Genomic DNA, 23,653 nt, shown 5'->3' with positions numbered 1-23,653 from the left:
TTGCCTCTCAGTGAGCGACGCCGGCGGCGCCGTGCTCGTCGATCAGATAGCCGGTGGTGAAGCGCTCCAGCGCGAAGGGTGCCGCGAGCTTGTGCGGCTCGCCGGTCGCGATGGTGTGCGCGAAGACATGGCCGGAGCCCGGCGTCGCCTTGAAGCCGCCGGTCCCCCAGCCGCAATTGAAGAACAGGTTCTCGACCGGAGTCTTGCCGATGATGGGGCTCGCGTCCGGGCAGGTGTCCACGATGCCGCCCCATTGGCGCAGGAAGCGCAGGCGGCTGAAGATCGGGAACAATTCCGTCAACGCGTTCAGCATGTTCTCGACCACCGGCGGACTGCCGTATTGCGAGTACGAGTTGAAGCTGTCGATGCCGGCGCCGAACACCAGTTCGCCCTTGTCCGACTGGCTGACATAGACGTGCACCTGGCCGGACATGACAACGCAATCGAGCACCGGCTTGATCGGTTCCGACACCATGGCTTGCAGCGGATGGCTTTCGATCGGCAGGCGGAAGCCCGCCATCCCGGCGAGCACACCGCAATGGCCGGCGACCACGACGCCGACTTTCTTGGCGCCGATAGAGCCACGCGTGGTCTCCAGGCCGGTGATCTTGCCATTTTCAATTTTGAAGCCGGTCACTTCGCAGTTCTGGATGATGTCGACACCGCGGGCGTCGGCCCCGCGGGCGTAGCCCCAGGCGACCGCGTCATGGCGCGCGACGCCGCCGCGGCGCTGCAGGCTGGCGCCGAACACCGGATAGCGCGCGGTGGGCGAGCAATCGAGGATCGGGCAGTATTCCGCCACCTGTTCGCGGGTCAGGATCTCGGAATCGATGCCGTTGAGCTGGATCGCATAGACGCGGCGCCGCAGCGCCTGCATGTCGTGGACGGTGTGCGCGGTGGAGAGCAGGCCGCGCTGGCTGAACATGACGTTGTAGTTCAGGTCCTGCGACAGACCCTCCCATAGCTTCAGCGCATGCTCGTAGAGGTGCGCGGATTCGTCCCACAGGTAGTTGGACCGCACGATGGTCGTGTTGCGGCCCGTATTGCCGCCGCCGAGCCAGCCCTTCTCGATCACCGCGACATTGGTGATCCCGTGCTCCTTGGCGAGGTAGTAGGCCGTCGCGAGGCCATGGCCGCCGCCGCCGACAATCACCACGTCGTAGGACGGCTTGGGGTCCGGGCTGCGCCAGGCTTCGGTCCACTTCTCATGGTAGCTGACCGCGTTCCGCGCCAGCGTGAAGATCGAATAATGCTGTTTCATCAAGACTTACCCGGGCGACCTTGGAATCGGCCGCGAGGATGGCGGAGCCAGCCACCCCCGTCCTTTGGCCGAGCGCCATGTATTGTCGTCGGAACGCCCCACGGTCAAGTGCTGATGGGACAATGACTTAGGCCATCAAAGCCCTGACAGGGACCGGGCCGGTTGGCATGATTGCGGGATGACCTGTTCCTTGGAAACCACCGCTCGCTTTCCGGAAGATCTGGCGGCCAATCTCCGGCTGGTCGAAGCCCTGGCGCCGGCTCATTGCTCTGGCTGCATGGGCTATCACCTGGCGCGGGCCCGCCGGCGACTAAAGGCAGGCTCGCCCGATGCCCTGGACCGGACGGAGACCATACAGTTGCTTCGAACCTGTCTCGGCCAGGCCTCCCATGGGGCCGTTGACATCGTGATCGCAGGCGTCGGGGACACGAACCTGCTGGCGACCTGCGCCGAGGCCATGCCGGATTTGGCTAAGGTCCGATTTACGGTGCTGGACCGTTGCAGGACACCGCTTGTCCTGTGCGAAGCCTTCGCACGGCGACACGGCCTCAATGTCGAGACCAGCCAAGTGGAGGTCGGTGCACCGGACGCTGCTTTTCCAGCGGACATCATTCTCGTGCACAGCCTGTTGCGGTTCCTGCCTCGCTCGGCGCATCGGGCCGTCATGCTTGCATTACGGCGATGGCTGAAACCCGAGGGCATGATCCTGTTCTCTCACCGGCTGATGGCTGGAGATGTCATGACCGAGTCTTGCTATCTGGCCGAATACGAGTCAGCCGGCCCGATTTTGAATCTGTTCCAGGAGGTGGGGCTGCAGGTCGTCTCATCGTTGGAGCCAGTCGAGCAAAGCGGACCGCGGCACCGGTTCCTGGCGCTGCTGAAACAGGGCTAGCGCCCGAGCATCCACCACACGCCACGGCCAAGTATGTCCCGTTCGATGCCGATATCGAGCACGAGGGTCAGCAGTACTAGCTGCAGTCCGATGAAGAGGAGGACCGCCGGTACGATGTGGACTGTCCGCATCCTTTGGACATGCAGCAAGAGCGTCAGGAAAATGGCGGACGACGCCGTCAGGCCAAGAAGCGGATTTGCCATCAGGAATGCACCAACCAGCCAGGCGTGGCGCAGGCTGCCATGGTCAAGCCTCTGCTGGACATGGCGGCGCGGCGTGAGCAGGATCACGGCCGCGAGCGCGATGCCCACGGCAGAGATGGCGAGCACGGGCATGCGGTCAGTTGGGTTGCCATCAAGCATCGCAAGAGAAGCGATGGCAAAGAAGGCGATCGGCAGGATGGCGCCGCGCCTGTCGGGATGCTCGGCCGGCACAGCCCGCGACTTCTTGCGCCGCGCCAGCAGGTAGGAGACCCAGCCGACCAGGATGAAGGCGAGCACGATGGTCATCGGCCGGGCCGCGGCCGACCAACCCCAGATGACGGCCGTCTGGTAAGAGGAGGTCTCCAGCAGGTCACCGACCACGAATCCCAGGATGAACGGTGCACGCGGCCAGTTTGCCCATCTGAGGACGAGCCCAAGCGCGGTCGCAACCAGCAACTGTGCATGGGTTATCAGGCTGGGCTCATGGATCAGGGACGCCGTCACTCCAATGACGATCGCGAACGGAGCAATCATCTCCCGGCGCACGGCTGAGAACCGCACGATCCACGGCACGACCACGAAGAACAGCGGGATGGCGATGAGGTTGGAAGCGACGACAGCGCCACCGAGCAGATAGGTGAGGGCGATATCTTGGCCGAGCATGCGTGGGCCGACCGCGACGCCCGCCAGCGCAAGCGCCGCCATCATGATTGCCATGCTGGAGCTGCCCGGTATTCCGAAGAACAGGGTCGGAATCATCGCGCCGCCTTCCTTGGAATTGTTGGCGGCTTCCGGCGCGACGACGCCCGCGATGGCGCCCTCGCCGAAGGGAATCTCCGACCTTGCCGTGCGAGCGGCATAGCCATAGGACAGCCACACGGAGATCGAAGCACCCAGGCCCGGCATCAGGCCGATCGCGATGCCGTAGAGGCTGCTGCGCAACAGGATCGCGCGGTACCTCAGCGCAACAACCATGCCCTTCAGGACCTCCGAAATGGTGGTCAGCTTCGCTGACCGCGCGGCGGCTTCATCGAGGAAGCGGCTCGGCGTCAGCATTTCGGGAATGATGAACAGACCCGCGACGAGGGCCGGCAGATCCAGCCCGTCCCACAATCCGGGCAGGCCAAAGGCCAGGCGCGGCTCGCCGGTGCGGATGCTGAGCCCAACCATGGCGCACAAGACGCCGATCGCGGCCACGACCAATCCATGTAGCATGCCTTCGCGCGAGACGGCGCTGATGAGGGAAATGCCCATCAACGACAGGAGCAGGAACTCAGGCGGTCCGAAGCTTGAGACGATTGGCCGCGCGATCGGCACTGCCAATATGAAAGCGAATGCACCCAGCACGCCGCCGATGGCCGAGGCGCTGAGGCTTGCACCTAACGCCTCGCCGGCACGGCCCATCCTCGCGAGGGGATAACCGTCGAGCACAGTCGCGGCGTCGGCGCCGGAGGTCGGCAGTGCAAACGCAATCGTGGGAATGGAGGAGGAAGTGTGGACCACCGCGTGCATGGCGATCAGGAAGACGGCAGCCGGATAGGGATCCCAGAAACCGCACAGCGGGATTGCGAGGATCAGGCCGACGCGGCTTCCGAGCCCCGGAATGAGCCCACAGACGAAGCCGAGCGCCGTGCCAAAGAACAGCGCCGACAAGTACGCCAACAGCGTGCCGTCCAGCATTCAGACGCAGAGGGCTGTCACATCGCCAGATCGCAGGATTGCACGACGCCGTCGCTGATCTGCTGCCCGCACTCGATCGCCGCCCTCAGCTTCGCAACCACCGCATGGTTTCCCAGAAGATCGTTCATGAACCTGGTGACTTTCGCAGAATCTTCCGGCGTTGCGATGAAATTCGCGTCCTTCAAAGCGCGCAGATAGCCAGGATCGGCGACGACCTCATTGAAAGCAACGACCAGAGCTTCCCGCTGCGCCGGGGTTGTGTGCGGTGCCGCCACGACGAACCGCCCCATATCGCTCAGTTGTGTGGCAAGCGAGATCACATCCCCGGACGCGGTCGGCAACGCGATTTCGGCCAGCGTGGGCAGAGTCTTCAGTTCGTCGGGATAGCCGACAGTGCCGAACTTGAGGATGGGGACCAGGTCTCCCGCCTCGATGAATTCGCGATAGTTCTCGTAGGTCCCGATCCCGGCATCGGCATCGCCCGCCAGCAGCATGGCATTCTGCTGATCGGTCTTGAAGCCGGGAACCATTTTGAGGCGCAGGTTGGTCATGCTGTTGAGCAGCAGGCCATCAATGTAATTATGCGCGCTCGCGCTCATTGCCAGACTTACCAGCGGCTTCCCCGGGAGCTTCGCGGGATCGGCTCGATCGATTACATCCTTCCTGACGACCAGCACGCGCTGGGAGCTGGCGAGCGCACCGATCCAATGGAATTCCTTAAGCCCGTAGGGCATCGCCTCGCCCTGGGTGACCTGGGTAAAGACCACGCTGCTGTTCACGAAGCCGATCGTAACCAGCGAACCTTGCGCGGCATGGATCTCATTCATGGCGAGGGTTCCGCCATTGCCGTCCAGGTTCTGCACATTGATCGAGGTTTCGGGCAGGTGCTTCTCAAGCGCCTTGGCAAAGAGCCTCGCCATAGTGTCGGTCGTGTTCCCGGCCTTGTGTGCGATGATGACGCGAACCGTCGCACCGTCGAGTGCGCTTGCGGCGTGGCTCTGCTGGCCGTGGAGCATGGCGATGGCAAGCACCGACGTCACGCCAAGATTTCTGCATATCTTCCAGATCATCGTTCCCCCAAAGCAGCAGCGATGGACGACCGCGCAGCGCGACATGCCCGCCACAAGCGATCAGTTTCTTTCAGTTGATGTCGCTTAACCCCCACACGCGAAATACGATAGCACGTTTGGAGAGTGTCGGAAAGCATAGCGCGGATCAAAAGTGGATCAGACCGGCCAGACGCCATCGGATTCCGCTCGCCAGGTCGGACATTCGCCGCCGCAGCGAACGGTCGCGCAAGCGGTGAAGTTTCGGCTTGGGCGTGCGGAATCTTGTGAACCCGGACTTGGCAATGGGCTGATCAAAGGACCGGAATCCCGCGACCACGCCCTCCACCGCATGATGGCGCCGCCGGGCGCGCTCCGGGCGATCGCGGCGCACGCGCGGGAAGGTCGGGTTAGTGTTGATCTCGAATATCTCGATGCGCCCGTCGACCACGGCGTAATCCGCACGGCCAAAATCGATCTCGGCCAGCTTGAAGATCGCACCTAGCTGCTCAGCGTGCGGGTTGCCGAAGACGTACTGCTCCTCCTCCTCGATCATCGCCTGCGTGAGGTCGATCGACGATCGCTTCACGACCCAGTCCCGCGACAGGAACAGGTGTTGAGGCACGATCTGCCCGCGAAAGCAGAAGGCGCCGTACTTCCGATAGATCCCGTCGTTGTCTGCTTGGTGGCGGAACTGGACAGCGATGCGTCCGGCAAGTCCCCTGCCTGAGCTTTGCAAGGCGTCAACGGCGGCTCGATATTCGCTCTCATCCTTCAGCAGAGGGCTTTCCGGGCCGAGCGCATCCTGTTCGCGTCGGATGAATACGGGATATGCCGTCGGCATGCGATGCTCATCCAGGCGCCATACATCATAACTGTTCACACCGTTCTCGTACAGCCGTCGCAACAACGCATAGCGACCAAGGACCCGGTTCGGCCAATTGACGACCACGGCGCCCGGAACCGATGCGATTGCCTTCGCGATCTCCGTCGCCGCATCGATTTCATAGCCGCTGAGGCGATCGAGATCGCTGAAAACGTAGTTACCAATCGGCGCGCACTTATTGGCAAACAGCGCTTCGTAGCTGATCGGACGCACGAAGTCGGGCGCTACCAGCCCGCAGCGACGGAAGCACGCGAGGAAATCGTCGATCGTGTAGGAGTGCAGCTCGCGCGTGACGTAGTACAGCATGATCTAATGTGCCACGCCCGAGGCGCCGTGCTCGTCGATCAAGTAGCCGATGTGGAAGCGCTCGAGCGCGAAGGGGGCGGCGAGGGGGTGCGGTGTGCCGGTGGCGATGGTGTGGGCGTAGACGAAGCCGGAGCCGGGCGTTGCCTTGAACCCGCCGGTCCCCCAGCCGCAATTGACGAACAGGTTCTCGACCGGGGTCTTGCCGATGATCGGACTGGCGTCCGGGCAGGTATCGACGATGCCGCCCCACTGCCGCAGGAAGCGCAGGCGACTGAAGATCGGAAACAGTTCGGTCAAGGCATTCAGCATGTTCTCGACGATCGGCGGGCTGCCCATCTGGGAATAGGAATTGTAGGTATCGATGCCGGCCCCCAGCACCAACTCGCCCTTGTCCGATTGGCTGACATAGACATGGACCAGCCCCGATGTGATGACGGTGTGGAGCACCGGCTTGATCGGCTCCGATACCAGCGCTTGAAGCACGTGACTGGAGATCGGCAGGCGGAAGCCAGCCATCGCGCAGATCACGCTGGAATGGCCGGCAACGGCGATGGCGACCTTCCTCGCGCCAACGAAACCGCGCGTCGTCTCGACGCCGGTCACGCGGCCGTTCTCGACCTTGAGGCCGGTGACCTCGCAGTTCTGGATGATATCCACGCCCCGCGCGTCCGCGGCGCGGGCGAAGCCCCAGGCGACGGCATCGTGCCGCGCCACGCCGCCGCGCCGCTGCAGGCTGGCCCCGACGATCGGATAGCGCGTATCGGGCGCGACATGGAGGATCGGGCACCATTCCTTTAGCTGAGCGGGGGTCAGGAATTCGGAATCAATGCCATTGAGCTGGATCGCATAGACCCGGCGCCGCAGCGCCTGCATCTCATGTTGGCTGTGCGCCAGAGAGACGAGGCCGCGCTGGGAGAACATGACGTTATAATTGAGGTCCTGCGACAGGCTCTCCCACAGCTTCAGGGAGAACTCGTACAGGTGCGCGGATTCATCCCAGAGGTAGTTGGAGCGCACGACCGTCGTGTTGCGCCCGGTATTACCGCCGCCGAGCCAGCCCTTCTCAAGGACCGCGACGTTGGTAATCCCGTGCTCCTTGGCAAGATAGTAGGCTGTCGCCAGCCCGTGCCCGCCGCCACCGATGATGACCACGTCATAGGCCGGCTTGGGGTCCGGGCTGCGCCAAGCCTCCTGCCAATCCTGGTGGTAATTGAGCGCGTTCCGGACCAGGGAAAAGATGGAATAGCTCTGTTTCATCGGGAGGGCGAAATCCGGCCAGCGGGCGAGGGCCGAGTTTCCGCAGGATTTGAGCAACCGGTCAAGCGCGGAAGGCCCCGTTAGGCTTGCATTCTCGCGCGCCCCTGCGACCGAAAAACTCCTAGCGACAAGTCCAGTGATATGTTCTATAGACGGCACCGACTTTTCCGATCGCGCCGTAACCCTCTTGAGGAGAAATCGGCGCCTTAGAGGTTTCGCGCTTACCATGTTTGGAACCAAGCCGAGCAAGCTTCCGCAGGAAATCGCCTTCCTGCTGGTGCCGAACTTTTCCATGATCGCCTTCACCTCCGCCATCGAGCCGTTGCGTCTCGCCAACCGGGCGAGCGGCAAGGAGCTCTATCGCTGGCGGCTATTCTCGCCCGACAGCAAGCCGGTGCGTGCGAGCAACGGCATCGAACTGACGCCGGAAGGCGGCATCGATCAGGTCCTTGGCTACCAGACCGTCATCCTGTGCAGCGGCATCGACGGCCATCTGTACGAGGACAAGAACGTGTTCGCGGCGTTGCGCCGCGCTGACCGACAGGGCGCAGATATCGGTGCGCTATGCACCGGTGCGCATATCCTGGCGCGCGCCAACATGCTGAACGGCTATCGCTGCACCATTCACTGGGAGAACCTCGCCAGCTTCTCCGAGAACTTCCCGGAGATCGAAGCGACCTCGGAGCTGTTCGAGGTGGATCGCAACCGCTTCACCTGCTCCGGTGGAACGGCGGCGCTCGACATGATGCTGAACATGATCTCGCAACAGCACGGTCACGAACTGGCGGCCTCGGTCTCCGAGCAGTTCATCCATGAGCGCATCCGCGACCGGCACGATCACCAACGCATGGCGCTGACGGCGCGGCTTGGTGTGCGTCACCCAAAGCTGATCCAGGTGATCCAGTTGATGGAGCAGAACCTGGAAGAGCCGCTCAGCCGCCAGGAGCTGGCCGAGGCGGCCGGCCTCTCCAGCCGGCAGATGGAGCGGCTCTTTGCGAAATATCTGCACCGCTCGCCGGCACGCTATTACGTGGAGCTACGCCTCAATCGCGCGCGGCTGCTGCTGCTGCAGACCAACATGTCGGTCATCGACATCGCGCTTGCCTGCGGGTTCGTATCCGCTTCGCATTTCTCGAAGTGCTATCGCGATTTCTTCGGCAAGACACCGCGCCGCGAACGCGCCGGGCCCAATGCCGTCATAGAGGAAGAGCCGGAGAGGAGAAGCGCGGCAGGCCGAGCGTAATCTCCGGTGAGCTTTTTTCATTCGTATAATTGAAGCGACCTAGCGGACGGCGGCGCGTGCCGCTTGATGCGGAGCTACCTAACAGTTACTGGGTAGCCAACGAGACAGGCTTATGCGATGGCGTACACGACCACCCCCGCCAGGACAACGACTACAATCGTTGTAAGTGCCCATACCTGTCCTCGCGTCATGCGTCGGAAGGTGAAGGATTCCCGGGCATAAGTATCATCATCGGGCCCCCGCTCTTTCTGTTCCATACCGATATCTCCCTAGTTGTCCTACGTACTCGCGTCACTGGCCTGAGCGCCCTGTGCTTGGGGCGTCTGCGCGCTGTTTCAGGCCTTCTTATTTTCGAACAACAGGGACGCTCCGCCGTTGCTCCGCCGAGTGCGCGGAATGCGGGCGATAGGGGTGGGCTGCAATCTCGATTTGCATGTTCCGGCTTGCTTGAACCGGATGAACTGAGCTCAACCGAAGCTGGGCGGAGGAGGAGTTCTGCAGGCGCTCAGCGGGGCATGCACTACAGGAGCAGAAACAGCACCGCCAGTCGGCGTTAAGCCGTCACACGCCAGCGCGATCGACGCGCCGACTGCCAGGCAGACGACCACCAGGATCAACGTCAGAAGTCCAAAGAACCGAAGCATGATGCCCCTCGCGATCGCCCCAGTTCGGCACGCAGCCCGAGACTCAAGGCGTAAGGGGACTCTAGGAGCATGGCGGCTGGTCGTCTGTGATCCGCCGCACAGGGCGCTGACGGGTTCTTGACTCCCTAGTCGATCGGGGCGGGTTCCCATAGCTCCACCCGCCGGCCGTCGGGATCGATGAACCAGCCGAACCGGCCTTCGACGGTTTTCTCAACGCGATCATCGACTTGAACGCCGGCTTCGCGGAGCCGCTTGAGGGCGCCATCCAGGTCAGAAACGCGGAAGTTGATCATGAAGGGCTGACCGGAATTCCCAAAGTAGCTGGTCGAGGAGCGGAACACACCCCAGACCGTGTAACCGGGCTCGCCGTTCTGGTCCTGCCAGGGAAAGGCCCAGGTGGCGGAGTCAACATCGGCCGGCACGCCCAGGACCTCGCGGTACCAGCGGGCGAGGCCGGACGGGTTGCGCGACTTGAAGAACACGCCGCCGATGCCGGTCACGAAGCTCATGCCGCTGCTCCCACGCCATCGCCGAAAGGCGGGCGTGCGAACAGCCGGCGCACCATCGGCTCAAATGCCGCGATCGGCAGCGTGTCGTAGGCCGGATCGAAGGAGGTCTGATCCCAGCGCTCGCAGAATTCGGCGGTGCGCTCGAACATCGGATGGCCGCGATAGCGCTCGCGCGCAAAGCGGTCGCCGCCGGTGTGATGCCAGAAATAGTAGCCCTGGAAGATTCCGTGGTGCTGCACCAGCCAGTGATTGTCCGGGCTGATGTAGGGCTGCAGGATCGCGGCGGCGAGGTCCGAGTGATTCCATGGCGCCAGGATATCGCCGATGTCGTGGAGCAGGGCGACGACGATGGTCTCTTCGTCGGCGCCGTCGCGCAGCGCGCGGGTGGCGGTCTGCAGGCTGTGCTGATAGCGGTCGATCTTGTAGCCCATCTGATCGCCGCTGAGGCGCTTTAGCTGCTCCAGGACATTGTCCGCGAGCCCCAGGTCCAGTTTCTTGTAGATGCGATCGAGAAGCTGATACTCTTCGCCCGTTCCTTCATCCATACGCGTGAAGCTGACGGTTTCGGTTTCAAACATGTCGACATGCTCCCCAGAATGGCGCAACGGGCGCCATGCTAGACTTGCGCCTGCGGCTGCGTCCAGGAGTGCGTGTGCCGATTTCTGAATTGAATGATGCGCTTGCGCGCTATGGTTTGCGCCTGCGCGGGGGATTCGCAACCGACAGCGAAGTGGATCGCGATGTTCTGGCAGAGGCACCGTGGGCGCGCGCGGTCATTCTCGTCGGCAATGTCGGCTCGGAGCTGTGGGACAGGAGCGGCGCAGAGATCACCGCGATGACGGATCCCGATCCGCTGGACCAATGGACGCGGCAGACCATCGATCCCATTGCGCGATCGGTCGATGGGACAGCGCTCTATCCGTTCGATGGGCCGCCTTATTGGCCGTTCCAGCGCTGGGCGGAGCGGGCGGAGGGCGTGCGCTCGTCGCCCATCGGAATTCAGATCCATCCGGAATACGGACTCTGGCACGCGTACCGCGCCGCTATACTTCTGCGCAACACGATTCATCAGCCGCGCAGGGAACACGCGCATCCTTGCGACGCTTGTGTGGATCGGCCGTGCCTCACGCACTGTCCAGTGAACGCATTCTCTGTGGACGGGTATGACGTCGACCGCTGCGTCGACTATGTTGTTGCAGCGCAGCATGACTCCAGATCGTGCAGCGGCGTTGGGTGTCTGGCGCGCTTGGCTTGTCCGGTCGGCGCCGACTGGCGCTATCAGGCCGATCACGCCCGGTTTCACATGAAGGCCTTCGTGAAGGCCCGGCTACGTGCCAGAGAAAGGAACTCTTAATAAATTGGCTGGACGATGTAGGGCGAACGAGAGCTTGAGAGCAAACGAGTCCATAGGGTATTTAAGCCGTTCACTTACTTGATTTTCGAGGGGGTGCCCCGTGCGGACCTTCACGCGCGTTGCGATTTTTTTGCTGGCTGCCGGGATGTCCGCAGCCGCGTTTCTGATCTCCAGCAATGACGTGATGGCGGCCGCCGAGGCTGAAGTCACGATTAACGCCGCCAACGGCCTGGATGGCAAGGAGATCACCGAGCCTGTCTCCTGGACCATCCTCAAGCTCGACAAGAACGGTAAGCCCGGCAACACCCCGGCGGTGCAGGAGGCAGCGGCCGTTCTCAAGACCAAGTTGAAACCCGGGCAGTATCAGGTACTCGGTCAGACGAAGGGCATGGCAGCGAAGCAGACCTTCACCGTCGGCAAGGAGCCGGTGGTGCGGACGGTGACCTTCGGCATGGCCGAGATCAGCATCAAGATGATCACCTCCAAGGGCCGCAAGCCGGTCAAGGAGCCGATCCAGTGGGATATGCTTACGTACGTGAAGGGCCAACCCAAGGGCGGTCAACTGGTGCACACGGTGAAGGCGCCGACCGCGACCTTCAACGTTCCCGCCGGCGGCTACGTGGTGCGCGCCACCTACAACGGCACGACCGCAGACCTAGTGGTTCCCCTGAAGGCCGGCCAGTCGTACGAATACACGCTCAACCTTTATGCCGGCTTTGCCGAGGCGGCTGCCTATAACGGCAAGAAAAAGGTCGTGAACGACGTCACCTGGCAGGTGGTCCGCGCCAAGGCGAACGAGAAGGGCGAACACGAGCTCGTGGCGGAGCATACCGGGCCCGAACCCAAGATCATGCTGCGCGAGGGCAAATATCTGGTGATCGCACGCTATGGCGAAACGTGGGGTAAGGAGCACCTCAATGTCATGGCGGGCGAGCTCTCGAAGGTGAAGATCACGCTGGGCAAGGATGTTGGCATGCCGGTGGTCGCTTCGAACTGACCATCGCGCCCGCAAAAGCACTTGTCCCGGGGGCCGTTTTGGCCCCCGTCTTGCTTTCAGCCGTCATCGAAAAATGGCCAGTGCCGGCGTCCCAAATCTCATTGGCATGGGGCGAGGGGGGCTGATATCGGGTCGATGAGACCTAGCCGTCCGGGTGAAAGGATCGATCATGCAGCGAGAGCAACGCGCGCGCCGCGAACGCCGCACCGTCGGCGGCGTGAAGCAGTTGCCCTGGCGCACCTATCGGAATCCCTATAAGCCGATCGAGGTTCTGACCGAAGAGCAGATCGAGCGCATTCACGATGCCTCCATGCGCATCCTGGAGGAGTTCGGCATCGAGTTCCTGGACCAGCAGGCGCGCGATCGCGCGGTCGCGAAAGGGGCGGAACTGGTGCCCGGCACGCAGCGCCTGCGGTTCGACCGGAACCTGATCGCGGATTATGTCGGGAAGGCGCCCGCGGAGTTCACGCTCCATGCGCGGGCGCCGGAACACAACCTCAGCTTCGGCAGCAATCACATCAATTTCGGCTCGGTCGGCTCGGCGCCCAACGTCTCGGACCTCGATCACGGACGCCGGCCCGGCAATTTCGAGGATTACTGCAACCTGCTGCGGCTGGTGCAGAGCCTGAACGCGGTGCAGTTCGTCGGCGGCTATCCTGTCGAGCCGGCGGATGTCCCTCCATTGACCCGCCATCTCGATGCGCACTACGCGGCAATCACCCTGACCGACCGCATCTGGCATCCCTACAGTCTGGGGCGCGAGCGTATCCTCGATGCGGTGGAGATGATCTGCATCGCGCGCGGTATCGGCAAGGAGCAGCTGGCCCGCGAGCCGAGCCTGTTCTCGATCGTCAACAGCAACTCGCCGCTGCGCCTCGACATCCCGATGCTGCAAGGCTTGATGGCGATGGCGGAGCATAGCCAACCGGTGGTGCTGACGCCCTTCACGTTATCGGGTGCGATGGCGCCGGCGACGATCGCGGGCGCACTGGCGCTGCAGAATGCAGAGGCCCTGGCCGGCATCTGTTTCATCCAGATGATCAATCCGGGTGTGCCGTGCATCTATGGCGGGTTCACGTCGAACGTCGACATGAAGACCGGCGCGCCGGCGTTCGGCACGCCGGAATATACCCGGGCCGCCATGGCGAGCGGACAGCTCGCGCGCCGCTACAAGCTGCCGTTCCGCTCCAGCAACGCTTGCGCCGCCAACGCGGTCGATGCGCAGGCGGCGTATGAATCCGAGATGTCGCTGTGGGGCGCCGTCATGGGCCACGCCAACCTGGTCCTGCACGGTGCCGGCTGGATGGAAGGCGGTCTGGTCGCCTCGTTCGAGAAGATGGTGGTCGATGCCGAGATGATCCAGGGCATGATGGAGTTCATGCGGCCGCTGGAGGTGAACGACGACACGCTCGCGGTCGATGCCATCAAAGAGGTCGGGCCCGGTGGCCATTTCTTCGGTTCGGCCCACACGCTGGCCCGCTACGAGACTGCGTTCTATGCGCCGCTGGTGAGCGACTGGCGCAACTTCGAGACCTGGCGACAGGCGGGCGCGGTGGAAGCCGCGCAGCGGGCGAATACCATCTGGAAGCAATTGCTGGCGGACTACACGCCGCCGCCCCTCGATCCCGCGATCGACGACGCGCTCAAGGAATATGTCGCCAGGCGCAAAGCCGAAGGCGGCGTTCCGGGCTATTAGGCCCTGTCATTCACCGCACTTCCAATGCTCTCCAGGTGCTAGAATGACCTTCGCGCCAGCCAATCGGCCGCGAAGGAGGCATTCGCATGAACGCGCAGATCGCAGCCCTGGTCGAACGCATCAGATCTTTGGAAGGTGAGCTGGAAGCGGAGCTGGCAAAGCGGAGCGCCGAGCTCCGCATCGGCCTGGACCACGGGCGGATCGTTTTCGAGCAGGAACTGCTGCGTCGGCACCGTGAGCTGCGGGTCAGGCTGCCGCACTACCTGCTGAATGCCCGGCCGCTCGTCGTCCTGACCGCGCCTGTCATCTATTCCCTGATCGTTCCGTTCGTCCTTCTGGACCTGTTCATGACGATCTATCAAGCAGTGTGCTTTCCCGTCTATGGCATCGCCAAGGTGCGGCGGCGCGACTATCTGGTGTTCGACCGCGGCCACCTTGCTTATCTCAACGCGATCGAAAAGCTGAATTGCGCCTATTGCTCCTATGCGAACGGCCTCATCGCCTATGTGCGGGAGATCGCCTCCCGCACCGAGCAATATTGGTGTCCGATCAAGCATGCGACCCGTGTCATGGGTGCGCACGCGCGCTATTCCGACTTTGAGGATTACGGCGATGCCGAGGCCTACCGCAATCATCTCGCGCGGCACCGGGCATCGCTGAAAGAAAAGGAAGAGCCCCGGACCTAGCGGCCCGGCGGGAACGGTATCAGGCTGCCTCTCGCGCGGCAGCGCGCAGTTCGGCTGGATGCACCATCGGCTCCTTTGCGCGCACGAACCACTTCCCGAACACCTCCCAGTAGCCGTTGAGCCGGTAGTAGCCGAGCTCGAGCGAGAGATGCGCTTTCTCGGCCTCGTATTGCCTGGGCCGCTGATGCCAGGCGAGGCGCGGGTGGCGGTGATGGGTGAGGTGCAGGTTGTTATAGAGGAACAGCCAGCTCCAGAAGAAATTGGACTCGCAGATCACCGTCCGCTGCTGGACCGGACCGGCGGCGCGATGTTCGGCATAGGAGCGCACCAGGGTGAGCGACGTGCCGGGATAGGCGAAGAAGGCGATATAGGCCCAGAGCGGGATATCGCATACGACCAGCACCCAATAGAGGATGGCAGCCGCGGCCGGCAGATGCCAGAGCAGCGGGCGCAACGCGCGCCAGCGTCGATCGCGGATTGCCAGCACCTTGTCACGCCAGGCAAAGAAGCAATAGTAGGCCGGACCGAACAGCATGCGCCCGCCCAACGTACGCATTGCGTTACGCACCAGCAGTCGCAGCGGCGACATGGCGACGATCTGCTCGGCGGTCAGATAGTTGGATTCCGGATCCAGCTCCGGATTGGTCAGGTTCTCGTCGATGTGGTGCGTGCGGTGCGTGAAGCGATAGCTGAGGTACGGCAGCCACAGCCAGAGCGGCCAGCCGACGATGAAAGAATTGACCGCTTCCCATTTGGTGGGGAAGCCATGTGTCGCCTCGTGTTGCAGCGAGCCGTGCAGGCAGACGATGGTTGCGCCCAGCGGTAGCACCAGCCACCAGGGCATGGCGTGATAGTTCAGCGTGACGATCGCGAACGTCAGGTAGACGCCGATTGCGAGGAAAAGAGTGGGCCAGTCGATGAAAAAGCTGGGTGCGTCCGAACGGGACGCGTTAGACGGGGTGGGCGAGGCGGTGGACATCTGCAGCTTGGGTCCAATCTATGCTACCTGTATATACAAGTTGATGCCCGTCGCCAAGACGGTCGAAAGCGATAGAGCGACGGATTTACGCGGACGGGGCGTCACCAACCCGGTTATGTAGGATTGAAGGCGTAAAGAAGGGTTTTTCACATGCAAGGACGGTGCTTATGCGGCTCGATCCGCTACCGTTATGGTGGCGATCACAGCGCGCTGACGGTGTGCCATTGCGGCATGTGCCGGCGCTGGCACGGATCGCTCGGCGCCTATCTCGGCGGCAAGTCGGGCGACTATCGGCTGGAGGGCGAGCGGCATCTGCGCTGGTACACGTCGTCGCCGGACGCCGAGCGCGGCTTTTGCGCGCTCTGCGGATCGAAGCTGTTCTGGCGATCCAAGGACGGCAGCGCGATGGACATAGCCGCCGGATCACTCGACCAGCCGACCGGGCTGGCAACCACCGCGCACATCTGGGTCAGGGACAAGGGCGACTATTACGGCCTGCCTGGTGATGCGTCGTGCTTCGTGGAATCGACGGGGCAAGCGCGGCAGGAGACCGATCCGTGTCCGCCGGCGGCCAAAGAGATGCCGGAGCATCATGGGCAATGCCTGTGCGGCGGCGTCTCCTTCACCGTACGCGGCAAGATGCGCGACGTGGTGTGGTGCCATTGCGGCCAGTGTCTGCGCTGGCATGGCCATTTCGGCGGCTACACGGCGAGCACGTGGACCAACATCGCGCTGCGCGGTGAGGACAAGGTCACTTGGCACAAATCGTCCGACACCGCACGGCGTGGCTTCTGCCGCGACTGCGGATCCAGCCTGTTCTGGGAAGCAACGGACCGCGACTATGTCTCGATCGCGGCCGGCGCGCTTGATCTGCCGACGGGTCTCGTCACGGCGCGGCACATCTTCGTCGAGGACAAGGGCGATTATTACCGCATCGGCGATGGCATGGCGCAGTCCTCCGGCACCATGGCTGCCAATCCCGTCACATTCTGAGCGGCGGGTCCCCATGCGCGCAATGATCTCCCTGTACGACATGCCGGAGCGCCGCGCCGCGATCGACGCATGGTGGGCAGGCCTGGTCCGGCATTGGCGCGCGGCCGGCCTCAGCGACATTCCGGAAACTGCGGGTATGCCCGCGGATCTTTATGAGCTGTGGCTGGCACCCGATCTCTTCATAGCGCAGACGTGCGGTTATCCGCTGACTCACAAGCTGAAGGATCGCGTGACTTTAGTCGCGACACCGGTCCATGCGGTGGAAGGCTGCGCAGGCCCGACCTACTGCAGCGTCATCATCGCCCGGCGGGATTCCGATGTGCGCGCGCTGGACGAGGTCGCCGGCAAGATTGTCGCCATCAATGGGCATGACTCGCAATCCGGCTGCAACGCGCTGCGCCACAGCGTGATCGGCAAGGGCGCGCCGGCGCGCATCGTCGAAACCGGCGGGCACCGCAAGTCCGTTGCTGCCGTGCGGGAGGGGAGGGCGGACGTCGCTGCCATCGATTGCGTCACCTATGCCCATCTCCAGGTCGTTGCGCCGCAGGAGGTGGCACCCTTGTGCGTGATTGCACGCAGCGCCAGCGCACCGGCGCTGCCGTACGTGACACGCCGCGATATCTCTCCCGACGATCTGCAGAGGTTGCGGGCGGGGTTGCAGGCTGCGATCAGCGATCCGACATTGTCTGAAGCGCGTGCTGCCATGCTGATCGCGGGCATCGAGATCGTTCCCCTGCAGGCTTATGACCGCATGTTGGAGATGGAACAGGAAGCGGACCGCGCCGGATCGATGGTGATGATTTGACCGCAGCCGCGCGCCATCCTCTCATGCTGCCCAGCCTGGCCATCCTCGTATCGGCGACGTTCTGGGGCTCTATGTGGATGCCGCTGCACGCGGCCTATGGTACGGGCCTGTCTGGCGCGTGGGTGGCGTGGATTATCTACGGCGTGCCGGCGTTCCTGGTGCTGCCGCTGATCCTGCGCGATCGCGGACGCGGATTGCTCGCGGGCGGCTGGCCGTTGCTGTGGCTCGGCGTGTCGACCGGCATCTGCAACTACCTCTATGCGGCCAGCGTGGTCTATGGCGATGTGGCGCGCGTCGTGCTGCTGTTCTACGTCAACCCGGTCTGGAGCGTCCTGCTGGAGCGCGCGATCCTGCGGACACCGCTCACGCCGGGCCGGACGGTAGCGCTGGCGGTCGGCCTCACCGGCATGTTCGTGCTGAACTATGACGGCCAAGGACTGCCGCTGCCGCGCACCATCGCGGAATGGGGCGGGCTTGCTGCGGGTTTCTTCTGGGCGGTCGGGCTGGTCACCATGCGCATGACGCCGCATGTCGGCATGGCGGAAAAGGCGTTCCTGCAATATGTGGCGGCGATGATCACCGGCGGGGCGGTTCTCGCGCTCGGCGTCTTTCCCGCCCAGACGGATTGGTCGGCGGTGAACTGGCCGGTGGCCATTTTCTGGATCGCCATTATCGCCGGGATCTGGGTGCTGCCGGGCTTGCTGCTGAGCTTTTGGGCGGCGGCGCGCATGTCGCCGACCCGCGCCAGCATGCTCTTCATGGCGGAGGTGGTCGTCGGGGTCGTGACGGCAGCGATCTGGACGGACTATCCCTTCGGCTGGCGCGAGGCGATCGGCGGCAGCATTATCGTTTCGGCCAGCGTGCTGGAGATCATCTTCGGGGTGCACACCCCCACGGTGCGGGAGACGGGCAAAGCATGAGCATCCATCACTTTGATGCGCGCGGCATGAAATGCCCGCTGCCGGTCTTGAAGGCGCGCAAGCTGATGAAGGACCTCGCCCACGGCGACGTGCTGGAGGTCCGCGCCACCGATCCCGGCGCGCCCGGCGACTTCAAGCATTTCTGTGAAACCACCGGTCACCGGTTGCTCGACAGCACGGAAGCCGAAGGCGTGTTCGTGATCCGGATCGAAACGGTGCGCGACGCCTGACTTGGCGAAAATCAGTTGGTGGTGGGCTGCGGTTCGGCGGGGGGCGTTTCGATGGGTTCCGCCATGCCGAGCTTGGTGAATGCCGCTTTGGCGCCGGGATGCAGCGGCACGCTGAGATGATCGATATTGACGTCGATCGTGCCAGGGGTCGCACCTTCGTCGCTCTGCGCCGCGCTATGCCAGAGGGCCTTGACGAGACCGTCCGCAAGATCCCTCGAGAGTGTGGCATTGACGACCCAAATCGCAGGCACCGAGAGTGTCGGGGTCTCCGCCGCCGAGTATTCCCTTTGCGGAATCCGGTCGGCTGCGACGTAGCTGCTCTGGTTGTCATTGGACAGCTGCGCGGCGAGCAGGCGGTAGTTGCCGGTGCGCATGAGGGACGCCACATCCGCGCTCGGCAGCTGGGCGACCACGACCAGCGCATCGGCCTTGTCGTTCAAGACGTCCTGGGCGGCGGCGTCCGGATCGCCGGTCAGCAGCTTTGTCTTCTTGTCGCTGAGGCCGGCCGCGCGCAACAGGAACCGCGCCGTGATGGCGTTGTCGGAGCCTTCAATTCCGATGGCGATGCGCTTGCCCTTGAGGGAGGCGACATCCTCGAACCGCGCCTCCTTCGCGACCAGCACATGCAGGACCATCTGCCCGACATTGGCGATCGCCCGGAGCTCAGTCATGGCGCCGGACTTCTTGAACGGGCCGGTCCCTTCCGCAGCATCGGCCGCGATATCGGCGGAGACGATGGCCGATTCCATCATTCCATCCTCGACCGACTGCAGGCCTTCGGCCGGAGCCATGGTGGTTTGCGCGAGGCCGATCAGGCCCTCCACACCGCAAGGGCCACCGTTGTCGCACTGGCGGGAGCCGGGCGGATTGCTGATGGCGCCCGCGATCTGCCCGGCCAGATCGTACAGGGTCGAACCGGGGGTGCCGGCCCCGATGCGGAAATAGGCGACTTCTTGTGCGAACGCTGTGCTGATTGCCGAGCCGGGGAGGAGATAGGCCGCAAGGCTCATGGCGCTGGCGGCGGCTACACCGCCCAACCAGATCATCCTGGCTCGCATGCCGGAACTGACCTTCAGCGCCCTCACGGCTCAATCCTCAAACTGCCCGAGGCACTCCACACGACTCGGGTTATTCGTGATTTTCTTTAATCTACGTCTCGAGTCGCCGCGGTGCCATACGACAAACGTCAAACATCCGCTATTTCAAGACATTGTGTGACCTTACGCACGCACTTTGCGGCTCCCAGCCGCGTCACCGAGGCGCTTCCGGCGTCCGATTTCGGCAACTTGGTGTGAGTCCGTCGCGGGGCCGCTTTGCCGGGTCGCGCCCAGACTTTCCCGGACGTCGTACGTCTGCTAACACCCAAGCGCAATGATTGCGGCGGGTGACGCTAAGGATCAGTAAATGAACGCCGATTTATCACAGCGTCAGCGCAATTTAAGGCGCTTGTTGCGTCCGCGGCACGTCGCCATCGTCGGAGGCCAGGCGATGGCGGATTCGATCCGGCGCTGCGCCGACACCGGCTTCACGGGCGAAGTCTGGGTCGTCAATCCGAAATATCCGGAGCTGGGCGGGCGTAAGTGCTATGCCTCGATCGCTGACTTGCCTGAAGCGCCCGATGCCACCTTCATCGCGGTTCCGCGCGAGGCGACCATCGATGTCCTGCGCCAGCTGAATGAGCGCGGCGGAGGCGGGGCCATCTGCTATGCCGCGGGCTACAACGAGGTGGGTGGCGAGGGTATCGCCCTGCAGGCGGAACTCGCCAAAGCGGCCGGTGATCTGGCGGTGGTCGGGCCCAATTGTTACGGCCTGCTCAATTTCATCGACGGCATCTGTCTGTGGCCCACGGGCGCGCTCGGACAGCAGGTCGAGACCGGCTGCGCCATCGTCATGCAGAGCGGCAATATCGCGCTAAATTTGAGCCGAAACGATCGCTCGGTACCGTTCGCCTATGTGATCAGCTCCGGCAACCAGGCGATCTTGAACGCGGCGGACTACGTCGACGCGTTGGCGGATGACCCGAAAGTGACAGCTATCGGCCTGTATCTGGAGGGCATCAAGGACGTGCCGGCCTTCAGCCGAGCCGCCGCCAAGGCGCTGCAGCGTGGCAAGCCGCTGGTGGCGCTGAAGGCCGGAAATTCCGAGCTCGGCGCCCAGTTCGCCATGAGTCATACCGGATCGCTGGCCGGCAGCGACAAGATGTATGACGCGCTGTTCGACCGGCTCGGTATCATCCGCGTTCATTCCGTTCCGCAACTGCTCGAGACGCTGAAGCTGGTTTCGACCGCCGGCCTGCCCAAAGGCGACCGGCTGGCAGTCTTCACCTGCTCGGGCGGGGAATGCCTGCTGACGGCGGATCTGTGCGACACGCTCGGCATTCCGCTGCCGGGCTTCTCCGCCGATCAGGCGGAGGATCTGCGCGCGCAGCTGCCGGTCTTCGCCACGGTTTCCAATCCGCTCGACTACAACACCTCGCTCTGGGGGCACGAGGATCTGCTGGTGAAATGCTTCTCCACCGTCATGGGCGGCGATTTCGATGCGGGCATGCTGGTGATCGACTTCGCGACTGACGGGCCGGAGACCGAGGCAGCCTGCATGGCAAGTGTGCGTGCGCTGCTGAAGGCGTGCGCCGCCCACGGCAAGATGCCGATCGTCACGTCGACCTTGTCGGAGTTGCTGCCGGCGCAGGCGCGCGCTGCGGTGGTTGCCGCCAACGGTGCGCCGATGCAGGGGCTGGAGGAGGCGCTGACCGCCTTCGCCGCAGTTCATCGCTTTGCGCAGCGCAAGGCGAAGCTGCCGACGACCTCTGCCGTGATCCCGTCGACGCCGGCCGCTGGAGAGAACAGGCGCATGCTGTCCGAGGTTGAGGGCAAGCAGCGGCTGCACAGCTTCGGTCTCGCTGTTCCGCTGGGCCGCGTCGTTGCGCCGGCGGAAGCCGTTGCGGCCGCCGAGGCGCTGGGCTTCCCCGTAGTGCTGAAGGTTGCCGAGCCGCTGATCGCGCACAAGACCGAGGCCGGGGCGGTAGCGGTCAATCTGAAATCGCCGGCTGATGTCGAGAACGCGCTGGGGCGCATGGAGACGTCGGTCTCTGCCTACCTGAAGGGCGGGCGCGTCGAGCGCGTGCTGGTCGAGCGCATGGTCGGCGACGTGGTGGCGGAGCTGATCGTGGGTGTGCAGCGCGACCCGCAATTCGGGCTGGCGCTGGTGATCGGCGCCGGCGGCATCCTGGTGGAGTTGGTGGAGGATGCGGCGATGCTCCTGCTGCCGACCACGGCGGAAGAGGTCGAAGTCGCCATACGCCGCCTGAAAATCGCCAAGCTGCTGGCCGGCTATCGTGGCAAGCCTGCGGCCGACATGAGCGCGCTGGTGAAGAGCATCATGGCGATCGCCGCGTTCGCCGAAGCCAATCGCGACACGCTGCTCGAGCTCGACGTCAATCCGCTGATGGTACGCGCGGACGGGGCGGTTGCAGTGGATGCCCTCGTCGTCCTTGGTCATTAGGCCAAGAGTCGTTTTGCCGCTTTCAGGCGTCGCAATCCGCCTAGTCGGCACTATTGGTCGTCGATAGCGTTCACTTCCTGCGGTTCTACGCCGAAGGAGCACGAGAGATGACTTATCAAGCTGGCCGTCATTTCCTGCAGATTCCGGGGCCTACCAACGTTCCCGACCGCATCCTGCGCGCCATCGCGCAGCCGGTGCTGGATCATCGCGGACCTGTCTGGGCGCGGCTCCAGGCGGAGGTGTTCGAGCGCATCCGTCCGGTGTTCAAGACGAAGCAGCCGGTGATGATCTTCCCGGCCTCCGGCACTGGCGGGTGGGAGTCCGCTCTGGTCAATACGCTGTCGCCCGGTGATCAGGTGCTGACCTTCGATACCGGCCAATTCGCGGTGCTGTGGGGCACCATGGCGCGCAAGCTCGGGCTCGATGTGAAGATGCTGGCGACCGACTGGCGCCGCGCGCCGTCGCCCGAAGCGATCGAGGCGGCGCTGACCGAGGACCGCGCCCATAAGATCAAGGCGATCCTGCTCGTCCATAACGAGACCTCGAACGGCGTGATGAGCCGGGTCAGCGAGATCCGCAAGGCGATCGACCGCGCCAACCATCCGGCTCTGTTGATGCTGGATACGATCTCTTCGCTCGGCAGTGCCGATATGCGCATGGACGAGTGGGGCGTCGACGTGGTGGTCGGCGGCTCGCAGAAAGGACTGATGCTGCCGGCCGGTTTGGCCTTCGTCGCGGCCAGCGAGAAGGCGCGCACCGCCGCCAAGTCGGCGAAGCTGCCGCGTGCCTTCTGGGATTGGGAGCCGATGCTGGCCGCAGCCGACGGCAAGAGCCCGCTGCCCTACACGCCCGCCTGCAACCTGTTCTACGGGCTCAAGGAAGCGCTCGACATGATCGAAGAGGAGGGGCTGGAGACCGTCTTTGCCCGCCATGTCCGCCATGCTAAGGCGACACGCCGTGCCGTGCGCGCCTGGGGCCTCGACACCGTGTGCGCCGAACCGAGCGAATACAGCCAATCCGTCACTGCAGTGTTCGTACCCGAAGGCCATTCCGCCGACGGATTGCGCAAGGTGATCCTGGAGCGATTCAACATGTCGCTCGGCGCCGGCCTTGGCAGACTTGGCGACAAGGTGTTCCGCATCGGCCATCTCGGCGACTTCAACGACCTGATGCTGGCCGGAACGCTCAGCGGCGTGGAGATGGGCCTATCGCTTGCCAAGGTGCCGCATCGCAGCGGCGGCGTGCTGGCGGCGCTGGAATACCTGTCGGGCACTGAGGAGCGGCGCGTTGCGGCCTAGTGGGCTCTTGCGACGAGTCGTGCCAGCCAAAGCACGCCGACTGCCAGGAGTCCGATGCAGGTAAACTCGATCAGTTCGAGCGGCCAGAGATTATGGCTGGTCGGATCGATGGATGTCTGGACCAGGATGAGCAGAATGTCGCCAGCCGGGATCAGCAAGGTCGCGGCCGCCAGCCATCGCCAGATGCCGCGCCACTTCACGACGGCAAGGATTTGCGGAGCCAGGATGGCGAGCGGCACCGATATGATCAGGAGCAAACCGGACATG

Annotated in this window: 22 protein-coding genes; 12 read left to right on the top strand and 10 right to left on the bottom strand. The window is 63.7% G+C overall.

Translation table 11 applies throughout. From position 1 onward, the window contains the following. Window positions 1-7: 7 nt before the first annotated feature. Window positions 8-1,261, bottom strand: coding sequence for a sarcosine oxidase subunit beta family protein (locus tag DTX69_RS07075; RefSeq protein ID WP_119300832.1), 1,254 nt, complete (start codon window positions 1,259-1,261; stop codon window positions 8-10). A 190-nt stretch (window positions 1,262-1,451) separates the two neighbouring features. On the opposite strand from DTX69_RS07075, the gene DTX69_RS07070 reads away from it, so the two are divergent. Further along, entirely contained in the window at window positions 1,452-2,153 is a 702-nt protein-coding gene (locus DTX69_RS07070; RefSeq protein WP_162916817.1) for a class I SAM-dependent methyltransferase, read from the top strand. On the opposite strand, the gene DTX69_RS07065 is transcribed toward DTX69_RS07070, so the two are convergent. The 4 genes from DTX69_RS07065 to DTX69_RS07050 form a co-directional block, all read right to left on the bottom strand. Next, window positions 2,150-4,036, bottom strand: a complete 1,887-nt coding sequence (locus DTX69_RS07065; RefSeq protein WP_119300830.1) for a tripartite tricarboxylate transporter permease — start codon at window positions 4,034-4,036, stop codon at window positions 2,150-2,152. The two genes, DTX69_RS07070 and DTX69_RS07065, sit on opposite strands and share 4 nt — an antisense overlap. Window positions 4,037-4,053: 17 nt before the next feature. Then, window positions 4,054-5,106: a Bug family tripartite tricarboxylate transporter substrate binding protein gene (locus DTX69_RS07060; RefSeq protein ID WP_162916815.1), complete on the bottom strand. Its 1,053-nt coding sequence runs from the start codon at window positions 5,104-5,106 to the stop codon at window positions 4,054-4,056. A gap of 145 nt (window positions 5,107-5,251) precedes the next feature. Beyond that, on the bottom strand, window positions 5,252-6,274 hold the full coding sequence (locus tag DTX69_RS07055) for a hypothetical protein (protein ID WP_119300828.1): 1,023 nt from the start codon (window positions 6,272-6,274) through the stop codon (window positions 5,252-5,254). Between the two features lie 3 nt (window positions 6,275-6,277). Further along, window positions 6,278-7,531: a sarcosine oxidase subunit beta family protein gene (locus tag DTX69_RS07050; protein ID WP_119301145.1), complete on the bottom strand. Its 1,254-nt coding sequence runs from the start codon at window positions 7,529-7,531 to the stop codon at window positions 6,278-6,280. A gap of 226 nt (window positions 7,532-7,757) precedes the next feature. Between DTX69_RS07050 and DTX69_RS07045 the strand changes: the two genes are divergently transcribed. Further along, window positions 7,758-8,774, top strand: coding sequence for a GlxA family transcriptional regulator (locus tag DTX69_RS07045; RefSeq protein ID WP_119300827.1), 1,017 nt, complete (start codon window positions 7,758-7,760; stop codon window positions 8,772-8,774). A gap of 769 nt (window positions 8,775-9,543) precedes the next feature. Here DTX69_RS07045 and DTX69_RS07040 read toward each other — a convergent pair. Both DTX69_RS07040 and DTX69_RS07035 read right to left on the bottom strand, forming a co-directional pair. Next, a complete protein-coding gene (locus DTX69_RS07040; protein WP_119300826.1) occupies window positions 9,544-9,927 on the bottom strand; it encodes a VOC family protein in 384 nt (127 codons plus the stop codon). After that, window positions 9,924-10,505 (bottom strand): HD domain-containing protein, encoded by a 582-nt coding sequence (locus DTX69_RS07035; protein WP_119300825.1) that lies wholly within the window; start codon window positions 10,503-10,505, stop codon window positions 9,924-9,926. Before DTX69_RS07035 ends, DTX69_RS07040 begins: the two co-directional genes overlap by 4 nt. 74 nt (window positions 10,506-10,579) lie before the next feature. On the opposite strand from DTX69_RS07035, the gene DTX69_RS07030 reads away from it, so the two are divergent. From DTX69_RS07030 to DTX69_RS07015, 4 genes are all read left to right on the top strand, one after another. Then, window positions 10,580-11,281: a ferredoxin gene (locus tag DTX69_RS07030; RefSeq protein WP_284735608.1), complete on the top strand. Its 702-nt coding sequence runs from the start codon at window positions 10,580-10,582 to the stop codon at window positions 11,279-11,281. A gap of 145 nt (window positions 11,282-11,426) precedes the next feature. Beyond that, the gene (locus tag DTX69_RS07025; protein ID WP_119300823.1) at window positions 11,427-12,278 is read left to right on the top strand and encodes a hypothetical protein; all 852 of its coding nucleotides are present in this window, start codon (window positions 11,427-11,429) and stop codon (window positions 12,276-12,278) included. A gap of 169 nt (window positions 12,279-12,447) precedes the next feature. Continuing rightward, complete coding sequence (locus DTX69_RS07020) at window positions 12,448-13,974, top strand: trimethylamine methyltransferase family protein (protein WP_119301144.1); 1,527 nt, start codon at window positions 12,448-12,450, stop codon at window positions 13,972-13,974. 86 nt (window positions 13,975-14,060) lie between these two features. Beyond that, window positions 14,061-14,660, top strand: coding sequence for a hypothetical protein (locus DTX69_RS07015; protein ID WP_119300822.1), 600 nt, complete (start codon window positions 14,061-14,063; stop codon window positions 14,658-14,660). Window positions 14,661-14,679: 19 nt separating this feature from the next. Here DTX69_RS07015 and DTX69_RS07010 read toward each other — a convergent pair whose 3' ends face one another. After that, window positions 14,680-15,639 (bottom strand): fatty acid desaturase, encoded by a 960-nt coding sequence (locus DTX69_RS07010; protein WP_119300821.1) that lies wholly within the window; start codon window positions 15,637-15,639, stop codon window positions 14,680-14,682. A 150-nt stretch (window positions 15,640-15,789) separates the two neighbouring features. Between DTX69_RS07010 and DTX69_RS30575 the strand changes: the two genes are divergently transcribed. From DTX69_RS30575 to DTX69_RS06985, 4 genes are read left to right on the top strand one after another with little or no spacing between them, the layout of a single operon-like run. After that, entirely contained in the window at window positions 15,790-16,632 is an 843-nt protein-coding gene (locus tag DTX69_RS30575) for a GFA family protein (RefSeq protein WP_284735607.1), read from the top strand. A 13-nt stretch (window positions 16,633-16,645) separates the two neighbouring features. Then, window positions 16,646-17,437: a phosphate/phosphite/phosphonate ABC transporter substrate-binding protein gene (locus tag DTX69_RS06995; protein ID WP_162916813.1), complete on the top strand. Its 792-nt coding sequence runs from the start codon at window positions 16,646-16,648 to the stop codon at window positions 17,435-17,437. A 23-nt stretch (window positions 17,438-17,460) separates the two neighbouring features. Continuing rightward, window positions 17,461-18,357, top strand: coding sequence for a DMT family transporter (locus DTX69_RS06990; RefSeq protein WP_119300819.1), 897 nt, complete (start codon window positions 17,461-17,463; stop codon window positions 18,355-18,357). Further along, window positions 18,354-18,587 carry a sulfurtransferase TusA family protein gene (locus tag DTX69_RS06985; RefSeq protein ID WP_119300818.1) on the top strand — a complete coding sequence of 78 codons (234 nt, stop codon included), beginning with the start codon at window positions 18,354-18,356 and terminating at the stop codon, window positions 18,585-18,587. The genes DTX69_RS06990 and DTX69_RS06985 overlap by 4 nt, the downstream gene beginning before the upstream one ends. A gap of 11 nt (window positions 18,588-18,598) precedes the next feature. Here the strand turns inward: DTX69_RS06985 and DTX69_RS06980 are convergent, their stop codons facing one another. Beyond that, window positions 18,599-19,672, bottom strand: coding sequence for a TAXI family TRAP transporter solute-binding subunit (locus DTX69_RS06980; RefSeq protein WP_162916811.1), 1,074 nt, complete (start codon window positions 19,670-19,672; stop codon window positions 18,599-18,601). A gap of 319 nt (window positions 19,673-19,991) precedes the next feature. Between DTX69_RS06980 and DTX69_RS06975 the strand changes: the two genes are divergently transcribed. Both DTX69_RS06975 and DTX69_RS06970 read left to right on the top strand, forming a co-directional pair. Continuing rightward, complete coding sequence (locus tag DTX69_RS06975; RefSeq protein WP_119300816.1) at window positions 19,992-22,088, top strand: acetate--CoA ligase family protein; 2,097 nt, start codon at window positions 19,992-19,994, stop codon at window positions 22,086-22,088. Between the two features lie 107 nt (window positions 22,089-22,195). Beyond that, window positions 22,196-23,386, top strand: coding sequence for a pyridoxal-phosphate-dependent aminotransferase family protein (locus tag DTX69_RS06970; RefSeq protein WP_119301142.1), 1,191 nt, complete (start codon window positions 22,196-22,198; stop codon window positions 23,384-23,386). Here DTX69_RS06970 and DTX69_RS06965 read toward each other — a convergent pair. Beyond that, window positions 23,383-23,652 carry a hypothetical protein gene (locus DTX69_RS06965; protein ID WP_119300815.1) on the bottom strand — a complete coding sequence of 90 codons (270 nt, stop codon included), beginning with the start codon at window positions 23,650-23,652 and terminating at the stop codon, window positions 23,383-23,385. The genes DTX69_RS06970 and DTX69_RS06965 overlap by 4 nt on opposite strands. Window position 23,653 lies beyond the last annotated feature (1 nt).

The organism is Dongia deserti (assembly GCF_003574735.1).
Classification (GTDB): domain Bacteria; phylum Pseudomonadota; class Alphaproteobacteria; order Dongiales; family Dongiaceae; genus Dongia_A; species Dongia_A deserti.
Note: the sequence above shows the minus strand (reverse complement) of the source record. Positions and strands in the feature narration are given on the sequence as shown.

Coding starts and splice junctions, on each gene's coding strand:
- DTX69_RS07075 (WP_119300832.1), bottom strand. CDS start 1,261: ATGAAACAGCATTATTCGATCTTCACGCTGGCGCGGAACGCGGTCAGC.
- DTX69_RS07065 (WP_119300830.1), bottom strand. CDS start 4,036: ATGCTGGACGGCACGCTGTTGGCGTACTTGTCGGCGCTGTTCTTTGGC.
- DTX69_RS07060 (WP_162916815.1), bottom strand. CDS start 5,106: ATGATCTGGAAGATATGCAGAAATCTTGGCGTGACGTCGGTGCTTGCC.
- DTX69_RS07055 (WP_119300828.1), bottom strand. CDS start 6,274: ATGCTGTACTACGTCACGCGCGAGCTGCACTCCTACACGATCGACGAT.
- DTX69_RS07050 (WP_119301145.1), bottom strand. CDS start 7,531: ATGAAACAGAGCTATTCCATCTTTTCCCTGGTCCGGAACGCGCTCAAT.
- DTX69_RS07045 (WP_119300827.1), top strand. CDS start 7,758: ATGTTTGGAACCAAGCCGAGCAAGCTTCCGCAGGAAATCGCCTTCCTG.
- DTX69_RS07040 (WP_119300826.1), bottom strand. CDS start 9,927: ATGAGCTTCGTGACCGGCATCGGCGGCGTGTTCTTCAAGTCGCGCAAC.
- DTX69_RS07035 (WP_119300825.1), bottom strand. CDS start 10,505: ATGTTTGAAACCGAAACCGTCAGCTTCACGCGTATGGATGAAGGAACG.
- DTX69_RS07025 (WP_119300823.1), top strand. CDS start 11,427: ATGTCCGCAGCCGCGTTTCTGATCTCCAGCAATGACGTGATGGCGGCC.
- DTX69_RS07020 (WP_119301144.1), top strand. CDS start 12,448: ATGCAGCGAGAGCAACGCGCGCGCCGCGAACGCCGCACCGTCGGCGGC.
- DTX69_RS07015 (WP_119300822.1), top strand. CDS start 14,061: ATGAACGCGCAGATCGCAGCCCTGGTCGAACGCATCAGATCTTTGGAA.
- DTX69_RS07010 (WP_119300821.1), bottom strand. CDS start 15,639: ATGTCCACCGCCTCGCCCACCCCGTCTAACGCGTCCCGTTCGGACGCA.
- DTX69_RS30575 (WP_284735607.1), top strand. CDS start 15,790: ATGCAAGGACGGTGCTTATGCGGCTCGATCCGCTACCGTTATGGTGGC.
- DTX69_RS06995 (WP_162916813.1), top strand. CDS start 16,646: ATGCGCGCAATGATCTCCCTGTACGACATGCCGGAGCGCCGCGCCGCG.
- DTX69_RS06990 (WP_119300819.1), top strand. CDS start 17,461: ATGCTGCCCAGCCTGGCCATCCTCGTATCGGCGACGTTCTGGGGCTCT.
- DTX69_RS06985 (WP_119300818.1), top strand. CDS start 18,354: ATGAGCATCCATCACTTTGATGCGCGCGGCATGAAATGCCCGCTGCCG.
- DTX69_RS06975 (WP_119300816.1), top strand. CDS start 19,992: ATGAACGCCGATTTATCACAGCGTCAGCGCAATTTAAGGCGCTTGTTG.
- DTX69_RS06970 (WP_119301142.1), top strand. CDS start 22,196: ATGACTTATCAAGCTGGCCGTCATTTCCTGCAGATTCCGGGGCCTACC.
- DTX69_RS06965 (WP_119300815.1), bottom strand. CDS start 23,652: ATGTCCGGTTTGCTCCTGATCATATCGGTGCCGCTCGCCATCCTGGCT.